Below are 20,493 nucleotides of genomic sequence, written 5' to 3' on the forward strand. Positions count from 1 at the left end.
CCGGGTCAGCGCGGCGGCGTGACCATCACCGCGCAGGGTCGGTGGTGCAGGAGCCTCTCGAGGTCCTCGTCCGGCCCCGCCGTGCCGGTGCCTCGCCCGGTCCGCGCGAGGACGAGCAGCTGGGACTGCCGGCCGAGGTGACGCAGGCTGTCGAGGAGGTCGTCGGTGACCTCCAGGCGGCGGGCACCCGCGCGACGCGCCCGGGCGATGGCGGTGCGTCGCTCGCCCTCGGGGCCGCCGACGGCGGCGACCAGCGCGACGCCGCGGCGCCGGGCGGCGGCGGCGGCGAGCTCCAGGGCGGGGTGGTCGTCGTCGCTGCCGCGCAGACCGGCGAGGACGGGGCGCGCGGAGGGCGTGGACGCCCAGGCGCCGGTGCGGAACGGAGGGACGACGACGACGGGGCAGCGGGCGCGATCCAGCAGGTGGGGCACGGTGCGGTCACCGACGGGATCGACGGGATCCCGGCGCCGTCGTCCGCCGATCACCAGGCGGTCGGCGTGCCGGGCGTGCTCCGCGAGCGTCGGGCCGGGCGGGCCGTCGAGCTGGGTGGCGGTGATCGCGATGTCGGGAGCGATGGCCGCGGCGGCGTGCAGCGCCCGGCGCAACCGGACCCGGCCCGCGGCGGCGCCCTCCTCCGATCCTGCGCGGGGTCGTGAGACGTGCACGAGGTGCAGGGCGACCCCGTGCGCCGCGGCCTCCGAGGCCGCCCAGCTCACCGCGGTGAGGACGCCGAGCGAGGCGTCGACGCCGACCACCACGCCGTCGGGTCCTCGCGTCGACGCGTCCGCACCCGACGCGACCGCACCGGCCGGGGCCGGGCGATCGAGCACGCCACCTGCGACGTCCACGGTCCTGATGCCTCCCGTCTCGGGCGAGCCGGCTCCACTGCGGCGAGGATGGCGCCGGCGGCCGCGCCGCGGTTCGTCGTCAGCAGACAACTTCCCGACGACGGGTTGGCGGCTTCGGACAAGGGCCGCCGGCTCAGGAGTCGTCCTCGTCGAGCGCGGCGAGCGCGATGATCATCGCGAGGCGTTGGTCGGGCTGGTCGGTGGCGAGGTGGGTGACCGCGTCCATGCGACGCAGGCGGTAGCGCACGGTGTTCGGGTGGACCGCGAGCGCGCCGGCCGCGGCGGCGATGTCCCCGTGCGCGGCGAGCCAGGCCCGCAGGGTGGGCACGTAGTGGGTTCCGTGTCGGCGGTCGTGCCGTCGGAGCTCGACGACGGGGTCCCGTTCGGGTACGCGGCCGGCGGCGGTGACGGCCCGCAACCGGCGCAGGACGATCCGGTCCCATGACTCGTCGTAGGCCACGGGCGCGAGATCGGGACGGTTGGCGTGCAGCGCCAGGCACTCGTCGGCCTCGCTGCGGCTGGCCGGCAGCGACGTCGGGCCGGCCGCGCCGCCGACCCCGGCCACGAGCCCCACCCGGCGGGGCAGGGCGGCGCGCACCGAGGCCACCCAGCGCCGCGCACCCTCGACGCCGTCCGCCCCGTCGGGCAGCAGCGTGTACACGGTGTTGGCGAACAGGGCACTGCGGCCGGGCCGCGACCACCCGAACCCGGTGGTCACGTGGTCGAAGGTCACCAGGACGCCGGCGTGCTGCTCGTCCTCGACGTGGGCCTGCAGTGCGACCACCCGCAGGTCCGCGGCGGGCAGGCCGAGCTGGCTGATCATCGCCTGCGGATCGCCCGCGCCCTCGAGCAGGCGGGCGACCAGGTCGGACTCCACCTGGCGTTCCAGGTCGGCGCTGGCCCGCGAGCGCAGCAGGTGCAGGGCGGTGGTGCGCGCGCCGTCCTCCAGGACGCGGCGGTGCGCGTCGTCGAACGGCGCCGTGGTCTCGACCCAGATCGATCCGAGGAGCTGGCGGCCGGCCCGGACCGCGATCACCATGCGCCCGCCGAAGCCGTGCGCGGGGGAGGGGACGACGAAGACGGGCTCGTCGGAGCCCGCGAGGTGGCGGAACACCCCGCGCTCGGTGAACAGGGTCCGGACCCGATCGGGCAGCCGCCGACCCAGGATGGTCTGCGACCGCACGGCGTCCACCGCGTCCGCGGTGTCGTCGGACCGTGAGTAGGCGAGGAGGCGGGAGAGCTCGTCCTCGATGACCACCGAGCAGCCCCCGAGGTCGGCGGCGATCGCGTCGGCGAGGGCGAACAGATCGGTCGGTCCCCGCCCCGACTCGGTCTCCCGGCCCTCGAGGACGAGGCCGTACGCCAGCCCGGTCAGCTGGCTCCAGGAGACCTCGGGATCGACGAGCAGCACGGCGATGCCGGCCTCGCGCGCCTCGGCGGCGGCCGTCGCCTCGAGCGGGGCCCGCGCCCGGATCACGACCACGGTCGCGCGAGCGCGCCGGCCCAGACGCACCGCGTCGAGGGGTGAGTCGACCCCGACCGCGAGGAACACGTCGCCACTGGCGGCGCGCCGCTCGGTGGCGTCGTGCACGACCAGGCTGCGCAGCACCGCGCCCCGCGAGCCGCCACCCTCGGCCAGCCGCGCACCGCTGCCGGCCAGGACGTTCACCAACCGGTCCAGCGTGATCATCGCGACCTCCGCCGGGCTACAAGCGAGGGCGTTCGGTTTGTGCCGATCCTACAACTCGTGCCCGACGGAGCCGTCGCATCCTCGACCGGAGAGCGCGACGAACCACGAGAGGAGTGCAGCGATGCAGGGCGTGGCGCAGGCACCGGACGTGCGGGCGATGGCCACCGAGCACCTCGACGACGAGGCCCGGCGGTTCACCCGCCGCGTCCGGTGGGCGATGGCGGTGGAGGGCGTGCTCGCCCTGGTCCTCGGCGCCGCCGGGGTCGCCGCCGTGCTCGAGGCGGGCGCGGCGACGGCGACGGTCGCGGGCGTCCGGCTGGGCCTGCCCCAGTTCGCGGTGCTCGTCGCCGTCGGTGCGCTCGTCCTGCTCACCCTCCGCCACCGGGCGTGGCTGCGCCGGGTCGCCGTGTCCAAGGCCGTGCTGGCGGCGGCCCTGTTCGTCGCCGGGTCCGTGTACTACCCGCACGGCGTCTGGGAGATGAACGCGGCGGGGATCTTCCTCCCGGTGGTGATCGCCCTGGCGGGGTTCGTCGAGTTCGTCTTCCTCGGGACCGCGAACTTCGTCTCGGAGCCCAGCGACGTCCCGTACCGCGAGCGGCGAGCGGTGGAATGGCCGTGACGACGTCGACGGAGCAGCGGCCGGGCTCCCACGCCCGGTCGACGACGCCGGAGACCGCGTCGCCGGAACACGACGGCTCCGTGCTCGTCGGCTTCGACGGGTCCCCCGGCGCCGTCACCGCCCTGAGCGTCGCGGGGCTCCTGATGCCCGACCGGCACGCGCGGATCGTCCACCTGTGGTCCTCGCCGGACGTCGGGTCGATCCTGCACCGGCGGCTCGCACACCGGGCCCGGACCGCCGACCACCTCACGGCGCTGGTCGCCCGCGAGGCCGCGGCGGCGGCCGCGCACGTGGCCGGGCAGGGTGTCACGCTCGCGCGGGCCGCCGGGTGGACCGCCGAGCCGGCGTCGCGCCGGGTCTACGCCGGCGAGGCGTTCGCCCTCGCCGACCTGATCGACGAGGTCCGGCCGGCGGCGGTCGTGGTCGGGTCCCGCGGCCACGGCGGGCTGCGGGGGCTCCTGGGCAGCGTCTCGGCCCGCACGGTGAGCCACAGCCCGGTACCGGTGCTGGTCGTGCCGCCGCTGCTGGCCGAGGAACGCGCCGCGGCCGTGGGCGGCCCCGTGCTGATCGCCCACGACGGCTCCGACGACGCCGAACGCGCCCGACGCGTCGCGGCCGGGCTCTTCGGCGACCGTGCCCGAGTCGTCGCCCAGGTCGTGCCCCCGTTCGACCTGTGTCCGTCCGGCGTCGACGCCGGTGGGGCGCCACGTGGGGCGATCACCCTGCGCGCCCAGGGTTTCGGACCTCGGGCCGTGGCCGACACGCTGGCCGACGAGGCCGCGGCCCGCGGTGCCGGTGTGATCGTGGTCGGCTCGCACGGCCGGACGATGCTGCGCGAGCTCGTCCTCGGCAGCGTCGCCCGGGCGGTGCTGCGCCACGGGCACCGACCCGCCCTCGTCGTCCCCTCGGCGCGGGACCGGCTGGGCGCGGCGGCCGGACCGTCCGCGTAGACGGCGCTCGTGGCCCCGCTACGCGTCGGCGACGGCCCTGGACTGCTCGACGGCGAGACGGTCCACCAGGTCGTTCATCTCGTCGCCGGAGTGGCCCCTGGTCCAGCGGAAGGAGACGTCGCCGCGCTCGTTCACGAGGGTGATCAGCGGCTCCCACAAATCCCGGCTGACCACGGGCTTCTTGGCGCTGGTCACCCAGCCGCGGGCGATCCAGCCCTTCCACCACCCGTCGCGGAAGCAGTTCACGACGTAGGTCGAGTCGCTGACGACGACCAGCGGGCCGTCCAGCGCGCGCACGGCCTCGAGCGCGGCCCGGATCTCCATGCGCTGGTTGGTGGTCCGGGCCTCCCCGCCGCTGTCCTGACGCCCGTCGCGGGTGGCCCAGGCCCAGCCGCCGGGGCCGGGGTTGCCCGAGCAGGCGCCGTCGGTCCACACCTCGAGGGCGCCGTCGGCGGCCGGCATGTCGGGGCGCGGCGCCTTCTTCGGCTTTGCCGCGCGCGTCCCCGAGGTGGACGGGGCGGCACCCGCGCACGCCGCGTGCGCCCAGCGCTCGCCCGCCTTCGCGATGTCCTCGCCGGGGCGGACGGGGGAGGCGCAGACCCCGCAGGTGGTGTCGTACTTCGCGGTCATCGGCACCGGCGCCACCCTAGTCGGCGTCCCCGAGCCCCTCGGCCGAGGACAGGGCCTCGGTGAGCAGCGCGACGAGGGCCGCGTGCTGCGCGTCGGCCGACGACCCGACCTCCTCGTCGGACCCGTCGAGGGCCGCGGCGGCGAGGCCCGCCTTGTCGTCGATCAGGTCGGCGATCCGGGCGTCGATCGTCTGCGCGGCGAGGATGCGCCACGCGGTGACGGGCTCGGTCTGGCCGATGCGGTGGCTGCGGTCGATGGCCTGGGTCTGCTCCGCGGCCGTCCAGGGCAGCTCGGCGAGCACGATGTTCGACGCGACCTGGAGGTTGATGCCGACCCCGGCCGCGGTCAGCGAGCAGACCGCGACGGCGACGCCCGGGTCGTCGACGAACGCGTCGATGTTGCGCTGCCGCACGCCGGGCGTCTGGTCGCCGCGGATGGACGAGAAGCGGACGCCCTGCTTGGCGAACGTCTCCTCGGCGGCGTCCATCACGTCGACGTGCTTGGCGAAGAAGACCACCTTGCCGGCACTGCGCGCGAGCTGCGCGGCGTAGTCGGCGGCGAGGACGGCCTTCGCCCGGCCGATGCGCCGCATCATGCTGAAGACGTTGTCGCCGTTCGGCGAGTTCGCGGCGTCCTTCTGCTCCCACGTCGCCACCCGGCGCACGAGGTCGTGGTCGATCTCCTCGGCGGGCCCGGCGCCGCGGGCGGCGAGCGCGTCGGTGTACCGGGCGACCATCCGGCGGGCGAGGTCGCGCTCGGCAGCCCGGATCGAGCGACCGGTCGGACCGTCCAGCTCGACGGGGAGGTCGGCGATGCGGCGCTCGGGGATGTCGGCGGCGACGTCGACCTTGCGGCGACGGACGATGCCGAGGTCCACGACGCACCGGCGCGCGGCCGGGTAGAAGCCCGGGTCGGCGGGCGTCAGCCCGGTCTCGGACAGGGCGTCCATCAGCTCGGCGCGCGGCTTCTTCTCGTCGATCCAGCCGAGGAACTCCCAGATGGCGAGGAAGTCCTCGATGTCGTTGATCAGCGGCGTGCCCGTGAGGGCCATCAGCAGCGGCTCCGCGGTGAAGCCGCGGATGCGCTCGGAGAGCGCCAGCACGTGCTGGGAACGCTGGGAGGTCTTGTTCTTGATGAAGTGCGCCTCGTCGACGACCATCCCGCGGAAGCCGAAGTCGCCGAGCCACCCGACGTGCCGGTCGAGCACCTCGTAGTTGACGACGACGATGTCGGCGAACCCGTCGACGGACTCGCCGTTGCCCTGGATCGCGGTGGCCGTGCGGCGGGGGCACCACAGGCCGGCCTCGCGCACCCAGTTGGTCTTGACGACGTTGGGGACGACGACGAGCAAGGGGTAGGCCTTCGCGGCCTCCGCGGCGAGCAGCGCCTGGGCGGTCTTGCCCAGCCCGGGCTCGTCGGCGAGCAGGAAGGTCCGGTGCCCGGCCGCGGCCGCGGCGACGAGCCGGGCCTGGTGCGACATGAGCTCTCGGCCGCCGGGGACGCTGCGGGAGCCGGGTTCGGGCAGGTCCATGAGCGCGGAGCCGTCGCCGGCGCGCTCGAACGAGCGCAGCAGCGGGTCGAGGAGCTCCCAGCCGCTCAGGGGCGTCGGGCGGGCCTCGCGCGGCCGGGCCGCGGAGTAGTCGGGGGCGAGGAACGGGTTGGCGAGCCGGCGGGAGACGACCGACTGCGGCACCACCCCGGGTTCGGGGGCGGCGACGACGGGCTCCTCGGGCTCCGGGGCGACCTGCTCCGCCTCGATCCCCGCGCGGCGCAGCATGTCGCGCTCCAGCGAGCGGGCCTCGTCGGAGACGACGGCGTCCTCGGCGAGGAGCGCCAGCAGGGCCGGGTCCCGCACCGCGGTCTTGGCCAGCGACGTCGCGAAGTCGTCGAGACGCCGGAGCTGCTCGGCCCGCTGCGTGTCCCCGAGGTCGCCGCGCGCCTTGACCCGGGCGCGCTCGTCGCGCAGCAGCAGCGCGACGGCCTGGAACTTCGTGCGCGTCGCGGACGTCGCGCGTCCGCTCCTCATGGCGTCGCGGACCTCGCGCACGGCGCGCGTGAGCACCGCGGTGATGTCCTCGCGTGCGCGTCCGCGCCGCCGGTTGCCGGGCGCGCCGCGGCCGGACCTCGTCTGGGGTTGACCTCGACGAGCCATGTACCTCCTCCGGATGCCCGGCGCACCTGCCGAGCATCACGCTGCGGTGACGGGGCGACAGGAGGACCCGGGGCTCCTCCACGAGGAGAACCGATCGGCGGGTCCTCTTCTTCCCGATCACCGGGGCGCGCCGTCTTCGCCCACCACCATACCGTCCGGCGGCCGGGGGACGACGCGGCGCGCCGCGGATCAGCGTTGTCCGGCCGGCGACTCCCCGGACCGCGGTGCCGTCGCGGTGGGCTCCCCGGCGGGCGCCCGGCGCGCGAGCACGTAGCCCACGCCCGCGGCCAGCGGGAACATGACGACGCCGTAGACCGCCGCCGGCACCGCGAGGCGCTCGTCCCCGAGCACCGTCAGCGCCACCGCGATCGCGAGCGTGCTGTTGTGGATCCCGATCTCGAACGCCGACGCCACCGACTGGCGGTACCCGACCCGGAACAGGCGCGGGAGCAGGAAGCCCGCGGCCAGGCTGGCGAGGCAGAACAGCGTGGTGACGACCCCGACGTCGGCCAGGTACGTGCCCAGATCCTCGCGCTCGGCCAGGAGGGCCCCGGCGATCACGAGCACGAGGACCACGGCCGAGAGCACGCGTACGGGACGGTCGGCGCGGTCGGCGAACGCCGGCGCGAGGCGTCGCACCACCATGCCGAGGACGACCGGCACCAGGACGATCGCGAACACCTGCGCGATCTTGTCGAACTGCAGCCCGACCGAGGCCCCGCCGAGAGGCGGCTCGAACCAGCCGATGGCGAGCGTGACCACCACCGGCAGGGTCAGCACCGCGAGCACCGAGTTGACGGCCGTGAGGGTGATGTTCAGGGCCACGTCACCGCGGAAGAGATGGCTGAACAGGTTCGCGGTGGTGCCGCCGGGGGAGGCGGCCAGCAGCATCATGCCCACGGCGAGGACGGGGTCGAGCCCGAGGGCCAGGACGAGCGCGAAGCAGGCCGCCGGCAGCAGGAGGACCTGGGTCGCGAGGGCGACGGCGACGGCCCGGGGCTCGCGGGCGATCCGCGCGAAGTCGCGCACGGTCAGCGAGAGGCCGAGGCCGAACATCACGACGGCCAGGGCCAGCGGCAGCCCGACGCTGGTCAACGCGGTGTCCATCGGGTCCTCCCCGGCGCGGTGTCGGGTGGGCGGGCCCCGGCCGGGCCCGGCGACGACCCCGACATGATCGGGCAGCCCGGACCGATCGGACAATGGACGGGGAGGGGAGGGTCGGGCAGGCTCCCGGATCGTGACCGAGGACGACACCGGGCGACCCGCGCAGCGCTCGGCCGGCAGCGTGGCCGTCGTCGACCGCGCCGGCGTCGCGGGCAGCGTCGACACCGACCGCAGCGTCGCGGTGGCGGGCAGCGTGGGCACGGTCGGGAGCGTCGCCGTGGCCCAGAGCGCCGGGACGGCCGGGAGTGTCGCGGTGGCCGGCAGCGTGGCGACCGCGGGCAGCGTCGCGGTGGCCGGGAGCGCCGCGACCGCGGGCAGCGTCGCGGTCGCCGGGAGCGCCGCCACCGCCGGCAGCGTCGGGATCGTCGCGAGCGTCCTCACCGTCCTCGGCGTCGGCCTCCGCCGGTGCCTGGGCACGCTGGCCTGCGTGGACTGCACCCGGTGCGTCGGGTGCATCGCGTGCGTCGACTGCGTGGACTGCGTGGGGTGCATCGGCTGTGTCGGCCTGCGCGGGGCGGTCGGGCAGCGCGGCGTCCGCGCCTGACCACGTCAGGGCCCGGGCTCGGACCCCGCCTCATCGCCGGCGCGCCCGGCCGTCACCACGACGAACTCCGGGACGCCGCCGAGCAACCGTTGCCAGGTCGGCGTGAGGTGGCCGACGACCTCGTCGGCGGGCACGGTGCGCGGTGACCGGACCTCGTAGGAGACCCCGTCCGAGGTGAGGACGCCGCGGCCGGCCGCCAGGAGGTTGCGGCACCAGTCGACGTCGCTGCCGTAGGGCAAGGGAAGGGCGAAGCCGCCCGGCACGGGGCGGGCGACGAGCGGGGTCGTGTAGGCCCGGCCGGACCGGCGCCCGACGTGCCCGAGGCGGGAGGCATACCAGTGCCGCCGTCCCGCGAGGTAGCGCATCAGCGGGTTGAGCGCGTGCTTGTTGAACCGGCGGACGGCGTCGTTCAGGGCCGAGTGCCCGGCGGGCGCGTCGGTGACGGGCGTGCAGCGGTACTCCTCGACGAGCGACCACTCCCCGCCCTCCACGCGGACCTCGTTCCGCCAGGTGATGCCGCCGTCGGACTCCAGGTCCCACGTGAGCCGCAGCCGGACCGCCGGCTCGCCGATGGACTCGAACACCAGCCGGTCGCCGGCGATGTGGCCGGCCATCACCGCCGCGTGCCCGTAGCAGTCGGCGAGGGTGGCCCGGTACTCACCGCGGGCGGGGTCCCAGCCGGCGACCCAGTGCAGCTGCCAGCTCACCGCGGGGGTGCCGTCGAGCAGGTACTGCTCCTGCCGGTAGTCGCCGACCACCCAGCGGCCGTCCTGGATGAGGGTGTGGGTGCCCGACCCGGTGGCCGTCATCGCGGGGCTCCCCGGACCCATGGCCCCGGCGGTGATCGTGCCGCTCCAGGTGGTGTCCCGGTGGAAGCGCCGCAGCGCCGCCATCTCGGCACCCACGGCGACGGGCTGGGGGACGGTGTCCTGGACGGTCGTCACGGTGGCCTCCTCGAGGGCCTCGGCGATCGGTGGCGGTCGGCCCGGCCACCGTCGGCCCGCGGCGCGGCGCGGACCAGGCGTCGAAGGTCCCGCTCCGGGGCGCTGCTCGGCCCTGCCCCCGCCCGACCGTGTGGCCTCGACGATCCGGTGCCGGACGGTCCTCGCCACTACAGTGCGGGGGAGCCGGACGGGGGGCACGGGAGGGGTGCGCGTGGACGTCGTCGACTTCGACGACTACGCCGAGCGCTGGTCGCGGGCCCACGGTGGCTACGACGTCCGGTCCTCCCGGTCGACACGGGCCTGGCTGCGCGTCGCCCACCGCCTCGCCTCGCCGCTGGCCCGCCGCCGGGTGCCGCCGACGTGGGTGACCGCCGTCGGCGGGGTCGGCGCCGTCGCGGTCACCGGGGTCGCCGCCCTCGGCGGTCGGTGGCCGCTGCTCGCGGCGGCCCTGGTGGTGGTCGTGGCGTTGCTCGACGGCGTCGACGGCGCCCTGGCGGAGATGACGGACAGCACCACCGCGTGGGGTCGGGTGCTCGACCAGCTCGTCGACCGCATCGGCGACGTCGCGATGGTCGTCGGCCTGTGGGCCCTCGGTGCCCCCGGGCCGGTGTGCGCGGCGGCCGCGGTGCTGACCGTGCTCGACGAGTCGATCCGCTCGAGCGCGAGCGCCGCGGGGCTGACCGAGGTCGGCCTGGTCGCCGTCGCCGAGCGCCCCGTCCGGCTGCTCCTCGGCGGCCTCGCGCTCGCCGCGGCGGGCGCCGTCCCGTCCGCGGCCATGCCGATCGTGACCGCCGGTGCCGCCCTGTGGGCGTTCCTGTCCCTGCTCGCGACGGTGCAGCTGGTCGTCAACGTCCGCCGCCGGCTGCGCGGGCGCCCGCGCGACCTGCCGAGGACCGAGGACCAGGGGGAGGTCGGGGAGGAGCCGTCCGGGCACCAGTGAGGTGCGCGCCGATCTCCCCGTCGCTCACTCGCGCTCGACGGTGCGCAGGCCGTGCGCCGGCGTCCACCACTCCACGACGAGGCGCGTGGCCCCGGCGTCGAGGTGGGTGTGGACGACCTCGCCGATGTCGGCGCGGAAGAGGTCGCCGCTCGGCCCCTCGGTGATCTCGCCGGCGGCGAGCGCACGACCGGCGATCTTGGCCTCGCCGGGCCACTGGGCCTCGGCGCCCTCGACCGGGTCGACCGTGGCGCTGTGCAGCGCGAAGCGGGGGTCGCGGCGCAGGTCGGCACCCTTGCGGGCCCCGGCCATCGAGCCGAAGGTCAGCTCGCCGTCCGCGAACTCGGCCTCGATGCCGGAGATCCGCGGCGACCCGTCGGCCCGGAGCGTCGCCAGGGTCTTGTGTCGGTGGGCGTCGAACAGCTCCCGGACCCGTCGGGCGAACTCCGGCTCCGCGTCCTCGACGTCCTGCCAGCTGGTCACGCGCCGATGATGGCACCGCCCTCCGACACCGCGGGCTGCTTGTCGCCGATCGGCCCTCCCGCCACGATGCGAACGGTGACCACGGGGCGGCCGGCAAGGCTCGGGGTCGTCTACGACATCGACGGCGTGCTCCGCGTGGCGCCGTTGCGGCGGCAGTGGGGTCGGCTGCGCGCCCTGGTGGCGCACGGGCCGCGGGACCGCCGCTCGCTGCTGGGCATGCAGCGCGTCCTGCACGTGCTCGCCGACGCCGACCCGCCGGCCGACGTGCACTTCCTGACCGCGCTGCCGATCGAGCTCGCCCGTCCGCTGACGGCGGCCCTGCGCCACGACCAGTACCCCGGCGGCACGGTCCTGATGGCCGGACGGGCGCTCCTCTCCGGCTGGCTGTTCGGCGCGGGCCTGGAGCGCAAGCGCGAGACGCTCGACCGCCTCGCCGCGCGGCACCCGGACACGCACTGGGTGCTCGTCGGCGACGACGCCGGCCACGGCCCCGAGCTGTTCGGCGGCTTCGCCCGCGACCACCCGGACCGGGTCGCGGCGATCGCGATGCGCAGGCTCCTGGACGTCGAGGACGCGTCGACGCGCGCCGACGACGGTGGGCCCCCGGTGGTCACGGCCCCGAACGGCGAGGAGATGCTGCCGGGGCTGCGGGCGGTGCTGGGCCTCGACGAGGCCGGGGGCGCGCCGAGGATCGACGACTGGTTCCTCACCGACGCCCAGCGCGGGAACCCGGCGACGCGCCTCCGGGCGTGGACCGACGGCAACGACGTGCGCCCGCGCGTGCACGGCAGCGTCTACTACCGCGCCCTCGCCGACCGGCTGGCCACGACCGGCACCGGCGACCAGGTGCTCTTCCTGGGGTGGCGCGGCGACGGCGACCAGCAGCTCACCGACCGGGGGCCGACCGTCGCCCAGGCGCTCGCGAGCGCGGCACGGCGCGGGGCCCGGGTGTGCGGGCTGCTGTGGCGCTCGCACCTGTCGGCGATCGGGTACCACGTCGAGCGGAACCGGCGACTGGCCGCGGACCTGCGCGCCGCCGGCGGCGAGGTGCTGCTCGACCAGCGCGTCCGCCCGCTCGGCAGCCACCACCAGAAGCTCGTCGTGATCCGTCGCGACACCGACCCGCGGGACGACGTGGCCTACGTCGGCGGCATCGACCTGGTCCTCGGCGCCCGCGACGACATCGTCCACCGCGGCGACCCGCAGTCCAGCGGGGCCGCGAACGCCTACGACCGCGACCCCCGCCACGACGCCCAGCTCGAGCTGCGCGGACCGGTCGTCCGGGATCTCCACGAGGTGTTCTTCGAGCGATGGGTCGACCCGACGCCGCTGGTCCGGCTGCCCTGGCACGTCGTTCCCGACCTCGTCCACCGCCTGCCCCTGCGGGGGTCACCGCTGCCCGTCCCCGCGCCGGACCCGCCCCCGGCCGGACGGTGCGCGGTGCAGGTCCTCCGCACCTACCCCCGGCGGACCCCGCCGCTGCCGTTCGCGCCGTGGGGCGAGCGCAGCGTCGCCCGCGCGTTCATCAAGGCGCTGGGCCGGGCGCGGCGGATCGTCTACGTCGAGGACCAGTACCTGTGGTCCGCGGACGTCGCGCGGGTGTTCGCGGCCGCCCTCCGGCGCGCCCCGCAGCTGCACCTCGTCGCGGTGGTCCCGCGCCCGCACCGTGACGCCCGCCCGGGCCCCGCGGTGATCGGACAGGCGGAGGCGATCGCGATGGTGCACGAGGCCGGCGGCGACCGCGTGCAGATCCTCGACGTCGAGAACGACGAGGCGAGCCCGGTCTACGTGCACGCCAAGGTCTGCGTGGTCGACGACGTGTGGGCCACCGTCGGCAGCAACAACTTCAACACGCGGTCCTGGACCCACGACTCCGAGCTGGTCACGGCGATCCTCGACGACGAGCGCGACCGTCGAGCGCCCGTGGACCCCGGCGGTCTCGGCGACGGCGCCCGCGGCTTCGCCCGGCGTCTACGGCTCGAGCTGATGCGCGAGCACCTCGGCCTCGCCGACGACACCGCGATCCTCGACCCCGATCAGGCCGCCGGCACGGTGCGGGCGCGGGCGGCGGCGCTGGACGCCTGGCACGCGGCGGGTGCCCGGGGCGCGCGACCGCCGGGCCGCCTGCGTCGCCACACGCCGGCGCACGAGCAGGTGGAGGTGACCCGGCGGCGGCGTTGGATCACCGGGCCCGCCTACCGGATGGTGCTCGACCCCGACGGCCGCCCCCTGCGCGCCCGGCTGCAGCGCACCTACTGACCGCCCTCAACCGAGGACGGCGTCGGACGGCTCGAGCCCCGGCGTCCCTGCCGGGGCGACGCCGTCCCGCAGCCGTCGCAGCACCGTCTCGAACTGCTCGGCGTCGGTGCCGAGCAGCTCCCGGAACCGGCCGCGCACGTCGGCGACCGCCTCGTCCCACTCGGCCAGGGCACGGAGGCCGCGCGTCGAGACGACGATGAGGACCCGGCGACGGTCTTCGTGGTCGCGCCGCCGCAGCACGAGGTTCGCGGCCACCATCCGGTCGACGAGCTTGCTGAGCTTCGGCGCGAGGAGCAGCACGTGGTCGGCGACCACGTTCATCGGGCAGCCCCCGCGGTCGGCGAGGAGGCGCAGGATCCGCCACTGGTCGAGGCTGGAGCCGCAGCGACGCAGCGCCTCCTCCAGCCGTCCGGTGAGCGTCCGCTCGACGAGCGACAGCAGGCGGAGGGACTCGTCGACGTCTCCCGTCGCCCGTCCGTCGCTGGCTGGCACCGCTCGATGGTAGCCAGGAGGGCGGTCGCGGCGGCGGCCTCGTCGTCGCGGGCCCCCGATGGGCGCGGCCGGCTCCCACGATCGGAGCAGTCCCACGCCGGGGTGTGCTCGCTAGCGTCGTGCAATGGCCGAGTCGCTGGTCCGCCGCCCGGGGACGGCGCCTGGACGCGACGTCCTCGACATGGCCTTGGTGATCCCGCTGCAGGGTCCCGCCGGCATCTTCGGGCCCTCCTGCGAGAGCTGCGCCGCGCTGGCCGCGCAGGAGATCAACGCCGAGGGCGGCGTGCTCGGCCGGGAGCTCAACCTCGTGCCGGTCGACGGGGGCCGCAGCCCGGCCGAGGTGGCCGTCGAGGTCGACGCGCTGGTGAGCGCCGGCGCGGTGCAGGCCGTGACGGGCTGGCACATCTCGGCGGTCCGCGAGGCGGTCGCGCCGCGCATCCGCGGTCGCGTGCCCTACGCCTACACCGCGCTCTACGAGGGCGGCGAGGACCGGCCGGGGCTGTTCCTCACCGGCGAGACACCGGACCTCCAGCTCGGGCCGACGCTGGACTGGTTCGCCGGCACGGCGGGCGTCCGGCGCTGGATGATCGTGGGGGACGACTACGTCTGGCCCCGCCGGTCGGCCGCCACGGCGGCGCGCTACCTGCGCCGGATCGGCGGGACGGTCTGCGACGAGGTGTTCGTGCCGCTCGGGACCTCCGATTTCGCGGGCGTCCTGCGCCGCGTGGAGGCCAGCGGCTGCGAGGCGGTGCTGATGCTGCTCATCGGCGACGACGCCGTCGCCTTCAACCGCGCCTTCGCGGCGGCCGGCCTCGACCGGGACATCCTGCGGTTCAGCTCGCTGATCGAGGAGAACGTCCTGCTCGCCTCCGGCCCCGAGAGCACCCGCGGGCTGATGACCTCGGCGGGCTACTTCGAGGACCTGGCGACGAGCTCCGGGCTCGAGTTCGCCGCCACCTACTTCCGAGAGTTCGGCGACGACGCGCCGGTCCTGAACAGCCTCGGCGAGTCGTGCTACGAGGGCGTCCGGCTGCTCACCGAGCTCATGCGGCGCGCCGGCTCGACCCAGGTCCCGGCGATGATGTCGGTGGCCGACGGGCTCGCGTACGAGAGCCCGCGCGGCACCGTCGAGCTCCGCGACCGGCACCTGCAGCAGAAGGTCTTCCTGGCCGTGGCGGACGGTCTGAGCTGGGACGTCGTCCAGCAGCTGTGACCGTCCGGGGTCGGACGGCGACGGCCCGCGACGGCCGTTGACAGCCTCGTCACCACGTCGCTAGTTTCCTAGGAAATCAATTCCAACGACGCATATCTCGCCTCGTCGCCGGGGCCGCGACGAAGGGAGACACCCCCGATGGCCCTCTACGCGTACCGGTGCGGCGAGGACGGGCCCGTCGACGTGGTGCGGCCGCTCGGCACCGCGCCGCCGGTGATCTCCTGCCCGACCTGCGGCGCCGACGCCCCACGGGTGTTCACCGCGCCCATGCTCGGGCTGGCCGACCGATCGCGGGTGGCCGCGATCGACCGCGCCGAGGCGTCCCGCACCCAACCGGCGGTGGTCTCCGCGCCGCCACCCCGTCCGTCGCGGGCACCGCGACCCCGTCTCGACCCCCGGACCGCGGCGCTGCCGCGGCCCTGACCCCACCCGCACACCCACCCGCACCCACCCGGCCGCGCCCTCGAGGGTCGGACCGGGCGCTCCGCCCTGCCCTCTCCCGGGCGCCCGCGGAGGTCGACAGGAAGGGACTCCCATGCTGATCCGAGGGGCGTCGGCCCGTGGCTAGCGTCGGCCTGCTGTTCGTCGGCGCCGTGCTCTTCATCAACGGCGTCATGCTGCTGGGCTGGGTCGACGCCCGGTCGGCCGCACCGATGAACTTCTTCGTCGGCGGCCTCCAGATCATCACACCCACCTACCTGATCTTCACCGCGAACGGGGACGCCGACGTCATCCTCGCCGCGTCGGGGCTCTACCTGTTCTCGTTCACCTACCTCTACGTCGCGGTGAACCTGACCTGGGACCTCGACAGCACCGGCCTCGGCTACTTCTGCCTGTTCGTCGCCGTCACGGCGCTGGTCTTCTCGTTCCTGAACTTCACCCGCTTCGCGGACCCCGCCTTCGGCGTCATCTGGCTCTACTGGGCGTTCCTCTGGTCCTTGTTCTTCGTGCTCCTGGGACGCAAACGCGAGGAGATCGGGCGCTACACCGGGGCGGTCTGCGCCATCCAGGGATGGGTGACCGCCTGGATCCCCGCCCTCCTGCTCCTCACCGGCGCCTACGCCGAGATCGGCGTCCCGCTCGCGTTCGGCCTGGCGATCTTCGGTGTCGTCGTCTTCGCCGCGCTGATCCCCTGGGCCCGCCGCTCCCGGACCCCCACGACGCCGACCCGCACCGGCGAGCCCGCCGTCGCCTGACCGTCCCGTCCGCCCAGCCAGGAGAGATCCGATGCCCCAGAAGGTGTTCCCGCTCGACAGCAACAAGAAGTTCACCGACCAGCAGCTCATCGGTCACAACCGGTGGCACCCGGACATTCCCGCCCAGGTGCACGTCAAGCCGGGTGACGTGTTCCGCGTCGACTGCCGCGAGTGGTTCGACGGCGCGATCGTCAACGACGACTCCGCCGACGACATCCTCCACGCCCCGCTGAACTCCGTGCACGTCCTCTCCGGCCCGATCGCGGTCGAGGGCGCGCAGCCCGGCGACCTGCTGATCGTCGACATCCTCGACGTCGGCCCCATCCCGCAGGAGGACTCCGGCCCGCTGGCCGGGCAGGGTTGGGGCTACACCGGGGTCTTCGCGAAGACCAACGGCGGCGGCTTCCTCACCGACCACTTCCCCGACGCCTACAAGGTGATCTGGGACTTCCGGGGCGGCAAGGCCACCTCGCGGCACGTCCCGCACGTGGAGTTCACCGGCATCGTCCACCCCGGCCTGATGGGCACCGCGCCCTCGCACGACCTGCTGCGCAAGTGGAACGGCCGGGAGCAGGCGCTGATCGACACCGACCCGCAACGGGTGCCGCCGCTCGCCCTGCCCCCGCAGCCGGACTCGGCGATCCTCGGCTCGCTCACCGGCGACGACTTCGAGCGCGCCCGCAACGAGGCCGCCCGCACCGCGCCGCCGCGTGAGAACGGCGGCAACCAGGACATCAAGAACTTCACGAAGGGCAGCCGGGTCTTCTACCCGGTGTTCGTCGACGGGGCGAACCTCTCGATGGGCGACCTGCACTTCTCGCAGGGCGACGGCGAGATCACCTTCTGCGGTGCGATCGAGATGGGCGGGTTCATCGACCTGCACGTCGACCTGATCAAGGGCGGGATGTCGACCTACGGGGTCTCCGAGAACGCGATCTTCATCCCGGGCAACACCGACCCGCAGTACAGCGAGTGGATCGCCTTCTCGGGCACGTCGGTGACGCTGGACAACGAGCAGCGCTACCTCGACTCGCACCTGTCGTACCAGCGGGCCTGTCTGCACGCGATCGACTACCTGACCACCTTCGGCTACACGCCGATCCAGGCCTACATGATCCTGGGCGCGGCGCCGATCGAGGGCCGGCTGTCCGGCGTGGTCGACATCCCGAACTCGTGCTCCACGGTCTACCTCCCGACCGGGATCTTCGATTTCGACGTGAAGCCCGGGAAGGACGGCCCCGCCCGGGTCGACCCCGGCATGGGTGTGCCGGTCGCGCGCGCCTGAGCGGCAGCGGGACGGCGACGGCCGTCGCGGCGGTGGTCGCCGTCCCGCTCCTCACGCCTGCTCGTCGACGATCTTCCAGTACGAGTCCTTGCGGACGACCTTGCCGTCCCGGAACTCCCAGTGGTCGCAACCGCGCACCCGGACCTCCCGGCCGTCGGCCCCGGTGCCCGTGAGCAGCCATTCCGAGACGCCGAGGTCGCCGCTGACCCAGTGGCGGTCGTCGCCGTAGTGGACGTCGGGAAGCCCCGCGAAGCGTGAGGCCAGGCCCTCGCGCACCGCGGCCTTGCCGACGAGGCGCCTGCCCCACGGGTCGGGCCCTCGGGGCATGTCCAGCGAACAGTCCTCGGCGAAGAACTCCATGATGGCGTCCAGATCGTGCGCGTTGAAGGCGTCGGTGATCGCCTTCAACGTCACCACCGAGGCCGCCTCGGTTCCCTGCGTCATCGCCTCGTCCTCCTGTCAGCGGCGAGCGCCGGCCCGTTCGCCGGCGGCGGGCTCGGGAGCCGGTTGGTCGTCGAGCCGTCGCACCGTCAGGACGACCTGGCCGTGGTTGTTGCCGTAGGACCCCCAGGCGTCGTTGCCGTACGCCCAGAGGTAGCCGGCGCGGTCGACCGCCTGCTGCCGGTCGTCGCCGATGACGAACTTCTGGTCCTCCAGCCGTGCCCCGGTCGGGGTCACGACGACCTGGCCCTCGGCGTCGGTGACCTCGTTGGCGACGAGGCCGACGAGGGCCATCAGGGGCTCGTGCGCCTCGCGTCGGGCGCCGACGAGCTCCGCCTCCGGGTTGTCGAGGACCTGGCGCAGGCCCTGCTCGACCAGATCGACCACCCGGCCGAAGCCGTCCCCCACGATCGGCCACCGGGCCGCGCCGCGGGGCCCTCCGCCGCCGAGCGGCGTGCCCCAGCGGCCGGCGGCGGTGAAGTGGTAGGTGCCCGGCTCCAGGTAGAGGCCCGTGGCGTTCCAGCTGCGGTGCGCCTCGACCACCACCTCCACGGCGTCACCGACGCCGAGGGTGCGGGTGGGGCGGTACTGCTGGCCGGCAGGTCTGCCCGCCCTGGCCCGCTGGCGCTCGTACGCCGAGTCGGCGACCCGGCGCGGCAGCGGGCGGGTGTGGTCGACGAGAGGGGTGGCGCGCGGACGGGGCTGCGTCGCGGCCTCCACGACGGCCCCGAAGGCACCGAACGGACCCTGCCCGAGCCCGTGCAGCGTCCCGTCGACGGGGTCGGGGCGCACGGCCGGATCGGCGATCGGCAGCTCGATCGCCGCCCTCGCCTGCTCGATCATCCACCACAGGGCGCCGTCGCTGAGCCCGCGGTCGGCGTGGCCACCGCCGACGTCGCAGTGGTCGCCGGGGAACCACGTCTGCACGATGTCCTGCCCGGCGCCCGCCGCGGACTCGTCCCAGAGGGTGGGACGGAACGGTCCGCGCATCTCGTCCAGCGAGACCGCGTGCCGCGCGTGCGGGATGCGGCGGTCGAGGACCACGTCGAGGAACTCGTACCGCTCGCGCGACCCCAGCAGGTCCGGGATCCCCAGGTAGCTCGGGATGCCGAGCGCGCCGACCGTGTCCCAGACGCCCACGAACGCCACGGGGACATCGGGGGAGCGTGGGTCGTACACCAGCGGCAGCGCGTCGTCGGTCACCGGCCCGCGGCTCGCCTCCTGCCCGGCGCGCCGGGCCGCTCTCACGTCGGCCTTGTGCGCCTTGTACCGCCCGTAGGCCGCCGCCACCGCGGCCTCGAGGGCCTCGCCGCCGAGTGCGGCCCGATCGACGATCCCCACCGTGCCCACCATCCCGGCGAGGCTGCGCGCCAGGTACGCGCCGCGGCTGAAGCCGAAGACGGCGATGTGGTCGTCCGGCCGGAACTCGTCGACGAGGAACCGGTAGCCGGCGAGGAGATCGCGGTCGATCCCCACCCCGGCGACGCCACCCCGGAGGCGGTCGAGGAGCCACCCGGTGCCGACGCCTTCGACGTACTTCCTGCGGTTCGGCGGCAGGTCGAGTGCCTCGTACAGCCGCACGACGTTGCTGCGGTCGGTGGCGTCCTGCCAGGTGCCGTCGCAGCAGATCACCAGGTCGCTCATCTCGCGCTCCAGGACCGGTCGGCGATCGACCCAGCATCCCAGCCGCGACGCGGTCGGTGAATCCGCAGATGTGCGTAGTCGACGGGCAACCGGACCCGTGCCTGCCCTTCCACTGCTCTTTCTGGGCGACTTCAGGATCGATGGCACCCGCCGACGGTGTGGCGACCGGGTGCGAACGGGTGACCTGGCCCCGACCCGATTCGGATCGAAATACAAACGTCTCCGGGGCGTCAAGGCCGCCGTCCAGTGCTGGCAGGGAATAACCACACGGTATCCCCGCATGTACGCGCACTGGGCCTGGGTCGCTGGCGTCCCACCCGTCCAACGATCATCATGACAAGAGCTCGGTGACGAGAGATTGTCACGCCGGGATCCGTGGGAGCCCGGGGGTGCGATTCCTCCGGGCCACCCGACATCTAGCGCGGCCCCCCGACAACGACGCCCCATCCGCACGACCGCCCAGCAGAGATCTCGCGAAGATCTGCGCGCACAGGTCGCGGCCCTCGCTCCACCGCCGCTGCCGTCCGCTGAGGAGGAGGCCTTTCGTCTAGACCTCCGCTTCGAGCAGATCCTTCAGGGTGGCGAGGTCCTTGCGGTTGGCCCGTCGCATCGCGGTGGCCATCACCGGCGCGCTGAAGCGGGAGAAGCCGGAGGGCTCGCCCCGGTTCCGCAGGGTCATCCGGGTGCCGCCGTCGGGACCGTCCTCCCAAGTGTAGGTGGTCTCCATCGGGAACGGGCCCTCGGCGGTGCTCATGACGAAGCGGCGGCCGGGATCGAGCTCGCGGACCTCGTAGGTGTAGGCGAGGCGGCGGCCGAGGAACCGGGCGACGAACGCGATGCGCGAGCCGGCGCGGACCGGGGGAGGGGTCTCCCACTCCACGGCCTCGATGTTCGCGTACCACTTCCTCGCGTTGTCCGGGTCGCTCGCGAACGCCGCCACCGCCTCGCGCGGGCGGGCGATCGTGACCGCGCTCGTCACGTCCACGCCGGCCATGGGCTCAG

Annotated in this window: 20 protein-coding genes; 9 read left to right on the plus strand and 11 right to left on the minus strand. The window is 74.7% G+C overall.

Features of this window, described 5'->3' with window-relative positions:
- Nucleotides 1-5: 5 nt before the first annotated feature.
- Together C8D89_RS22435 and C8D89_RS22440 are read right to left on the minus strand one after the other, a co-directional pair.
- Nucleotides 6-848, minus strand: coding sequence for a universal stress protein (locus C8D89_RS22435; RefSeq protein ID WP_165825873.1), 843 nt, complete (start codon nucleotides 846-848; stop codon nucleotides 6-8).
- A gap of 133 nt (nucleotides 849-981) precedes the next feature.
- Nucleotides 982-2,538 carry a PucR family transcriptional regulator gene (locus tag C8D89_RS22440; RefSeq protein WP_116710366.1) on the minus strand — a complete coding sequence of 519 codons (1,557 nt, stop codon included), beginning with the start codon at nucleotides 2,536-2,538 and terminating at the stop codon, nucleotides 982-984.
- 121 nt (nucleotides 2,539-2,659) lie between these two features.
- Here C8D89_RS22440 and C8D89_RS22445 point away from each other — a divergent pair, with 121 nt between their 5' ends.
- Entirely contained in the window at nucleotides 2,660-3,157 is a 498-nt protein-coding gene (locus C8D89_RS22445) for a hypothetical protein (RefSeq protein ID WP_116710367.1), read from the plus strand.
- A complete protein-coding gene (locus C8D89_RS22450; RefSeq protein WP_165825874.1) occupies nucleotides 3,154-4,107 on the plus strand; it encodes a universal stress protein in 954 nt (317 codons plus the stop codon). Before C8D89_RS22445 ends, C8D89_RS22450 begins: the two co-directional genes overlap by 4 nt.
- 18 nt (nucleotides 4,108-4,125) lie before the next feature.
- Here C8D89_RS22450 and C8D89_RS22455 read toward each other — a convergent pair whose 3' ends face one another.
- From C8D89_RS22455 to C8D89_RS22465, 3 genes are all read right to left on the minus strand, one after another.
- Nucleotides 4,126-4,737, minus strand: coding sequence for a ribonuclease H family protein (locus tag C8D89_RS22455; RefSeq protein WP_207787371.1), 612 nt, complete (start codon nucleotides 4,735-4,737; stop codon nucleotides 4,126-4,128).
- Nucleotides 4,738-4,753: 16 nt separating this feature from the next.
- Nucleotides 4,754-6,799, minus strand: a complete 2,046-nt coding sequence (locus C8D89_RS22460) for a DEAD/DEAH box helicase (protein WP_243418310.1) — start codon at nucleotides 6,797-6,799, stop codon at nucleotides 4,754-4,756.
- A 279-nt stretch (nucleotides 6,800-7,078) separates the two neighbouring features.
- Nucleotides 7,079-7,996 carry a bile acid:sodium symporter family protein gene (locus C8D89_RS22465; RefSeq protein WP_116710370.1) on the minus strand — a complete coding sequence of 306 codons (918 nt, stop codon included), beginning with the start codon at nucleotides 7,994-7,996 and terminating at the stop codon, nucleotides 7,079-7,081.
- 130 nt (nucleotides 7,997-8,126) lie between these two features.
- Here C8D89_RS22465 and C8D89_RS22470 point away from each other — a divergent pair, with 130 nt between their 5' ends.
- Nucleotides 8,127-8,597, plus strand: a complete 471-nt coding sequence (locus C8D89_RS22470) for a hypothetical protein (RefSeq protein WP_243418311.1) — start codon at nucleotides 8,127-8,129, stop codon at nucleotides 8,595-8,597.
- 5 nt (nucleotides 8,598-8,602) lie between these two features.
- Here C8D89_RS22470 and C8D89_RS22475 read toward each other — a convergent pair whose 3' ends face one another.
- Entirely contained in the window at nucleotides 8,603-9,541 is a 939-nt protein-coding gene (locus tag C8D89_RS22475; RefSeq protein WP_165825875.1) for a DUF1579 family protein, read from the minus strand.
- A 211-nt stretch (nucleotides 9,542-9,752) separates the two neighbouring features.
- Here C8D89_RS22475 and C8D89_RS22480 point away from each other — a divergent pair, with 211 nt between their 5' ends.
- Nucleotides 9,753-10,481 (plus strand): CDP-alcohol phosphatidyltransferase family protein, encoded by a 729-nt coding sequence (locus tag C8D89_RS22480; RefSeq protein WP_165825876.1) that lies wholly within the window; start codon nucleotides 9,753-9,755, stop codon nucleotides 10,479-10,481.
- A gap of 24 nt (nucleotides 10,482-10,505) precedes the next feature.
- Here the strand turns inward: C8D89_RS22480 and C8D89_RS22485 are convergent, their stop codons facing one another.
- Nucleotides 10,506-10,961: a pyridoxamine 5'-phosphate oxidase family protein gene (locus tag C8D89_RS22485; RefSeq protein WP_116710373.1), complete on the minus strand. Its 456-nt coding sequence runs from the start codon at nucleotides 10,959-10,961 to the stop codon at nucleotides 10,506-10,508.
- 75 nt (nucleotides 10,962-11,036) lie between these two features.
- Here C8D89_RS22485 and C8D89_RS22490 point away from each other — a divergent pair, with 75 nt between their 5' ends.
- Nucleotides 11,037-13,220: a phosphatase domain-containing protein gene (locus C8D89_RS22490; RefSeq protein ID WP_207787365.1), complete on the plus strand. Its 2,184-nt coding sequence runs from the start codon at nucleotides 11,037-11,039 to the stop codon at nucleotides 13,218-13,220.
- 6 nt (nucleotides 13,221-13,226) lie between these two features.
- Here C8D89_RS22490 and C8D89_RS22495 read toward each other — a convergent pair whose 3' ends face one another.
- Nucleotides 13,227-13,712, minus strand: a complete 486-nt coding sequence (locus C8D89_RS22495; RefSeq protein ID WP_165825877.1) for a MarR family winged helix-turn-helix transcriptional regulator — start codon at nucleotides 13,710-13,712, stop codon at nucleotides 13,227-13,229.
- Nucleotides 13,713-13,836: 124 nt separating this feature from the next.
- Between C8D89_RS22495 and C8D89_RS22500 the strand changes: the two genes are divergently transcribed.
- The 4 genes from C8D89_RS22500 (at nucleotide 13,837) to fmdA (ending at nucleotide 17,406) form a co-directional block, all read left to right on the plus strand.
- A complete protein-coding gene (locus C8D89_RS22500; protein ID WP_243418312.1) occupies nucleotides 13,837-14,925 on the plus strand; it encodes a substrate-binding domain-containing protein in 1,089 nt (362 codons plus the stop codon).
- A gap of 138 nt (nucleotides 14,926-15,063) precedes the next feature.
- Entirely contained in the window at nucleotides 15,064-15,348 is a 285-nt protein-coding gene (locus C8D89_RS22505; protein WP_116710375.1) for an FmdB family zinc ribbon protein, read from the plus strand.
- Between the two features lie 137 nt (nucleotides 15,349-15,485).
- A complete protein-coding gene (locus C8D89_RS22510; protein ID WP_116710376.1) occupies nucleotides 15,486-16,121 on the plus strand; it encodes an AmiS/UreI family transporter in 636 nt (211 codons plus the stop codon).
- Nucleotides 16,122-16,152: 31 nt separating this feature from the next.
- The gene (gene fmdA / locus C8D89_RS22515; protein WP_116710377.1) at nucleotides 16,153-17,406 is read left to right on the plus strand and encodes a formamidase; all 1,254 of its coding nucleotides are present in this window, start codon (nucleotides 16,153-16,155) and stop codon (nucleotides 17,404-17,406) included.
- A 51-nt stretch (nucleotides 17,407-17,457) separates the two neighbouring features.
- Here the strand turns inward: fmdA and C8D89_RS22520 are convergent, their stop codons facing one another.
- From C8D89_RS22520 to C8D89_RS22530, 3 genes are all read right to left on the minus strand, one after another.
- Nucleotides 17,458-17,850: a nuclear transport factor 2 family protein gene (locus C8D89_RS22520; RefSeq protein ID WP_116710378.1), complete on the minus strand. Its 393-nt coding sequence runs from the start codon at nucleotides 17,848-17,850 to the stop codon at nucleotides 17,458-17,460.
- 15 nt (nucleotides 17,851-17,865) lie between these two features.
- Nucleotides 17,866-19,491 carry a DUF2235 domain-containing protein gene (locus C8D89_RS22525; protein WP_165825878.1) on the minus strand — a complete coding sequence of 542 codons (1,626 nt, stop codon included), beginning with the start codon at nucleotides 19,489-19,491 and terminating at the stop codon, nucleotides 17,866-17,868.
- A 547-nt stretch (nucleotides 19,492-20,038) separates the two neighbouring features.
- Nucleotides 20,039-20,485, minus strand: coding sequence for an SRPBCC family protein (locus C8D89_RS22530; RefSeq protein ID WP_116710380.1), 447 nt, complete (start codon nucleotides 20,483-20,485; stop codon nucleotides 20,039-20,041).
- Nucleotides 20,486-20,493: the final 8 nt, after the last annotated feature.

This window comes from Actinomycetospora cinnamomea (genome assembly GCF_003096675.1).
Lineage (GTDB): Bacteria > Actinomycetota > Actinomycetes > Mycobacteriales > Pseudonocardiaceae > Actinomycetospora > Actinomycetospora cinnamomea.

Excerpts from the sequence above, each read along its gene's own strand:
- C8D89_RS22440 (WP_116710366.1), bottom strand. The coding sequence starts at position 2,538 with ATGATCACGCTGGACCGGTTGGTGAACGTCCTGGCCGGCAGCGGTGCG.
- C8D89_RS22445 (WP_116710367.1), top strand. The coding sequence starts at position 2,660 with ATGCAGGGCGTGGCGCAGGCACCGGACGTGCGGGCGATGGCCACCGAG.
- C8D89_RS22455 (WP_207787371.1), bottom strand. The coding sequence starts at position 4,737 with ATGACCGCGAAGTACGACACCACCTGCGGGGTCTGCGCCTCCCCCGTC.
- C8D89_RS22465 (WP_116710370.1), bottom strand. The coding sequence starts at position 7,996 with ATGGACACCGCGTTGACCAGCGTCGGGCTGCCGCTGGCCCTGGCCGTC.
- C8D89_RS22500 (WP_243418312.1), top strand. The coding sequence starts at position 13,837 with ATGGCCGAGTCGCTGGTCCGCCGCCCGGGGACGGCGCCTGGACGCGAC.
- C8D89_RS22505 (WP_116710375.1), top strand. The coding sequence starts at position 15,064 with ATGGCCCTCTACGCGTACCGGTGCGGCGAGGACGGGCCCGTCGACGTG.
- fmdA (WP_116710377.1), top strand. The coding sequence starts at position 16,153 with ATGCCCCAGAAGGTGTTCCCGCTCGACAGCAACAAGAAGTTCACCGAC.
- C8D89_RS22520 (WP_116710378.1), bottom strand. The coding sequence starts at position 17,850 with ATGACGCAGGGAACCGAGGCGGCCTCGGTGGTGACGTTGAAGGCGATC.
- C8D89_RS22525 (WP_165825878.1), bottom strand. The coding sequence starts at position 19,491 with ATGAGCGACCTGGTGATCTGCTGCGACGGCACCTGGCAGGACGCCACC.
- C8D89_RS22530 (WP_116710380.1), bottom strand. The coding sequence starts at position 20,485 with ATGGCCGGCGTGGACGTGACGAGCGCGGTCACGATCGCCCGCCCGCGC.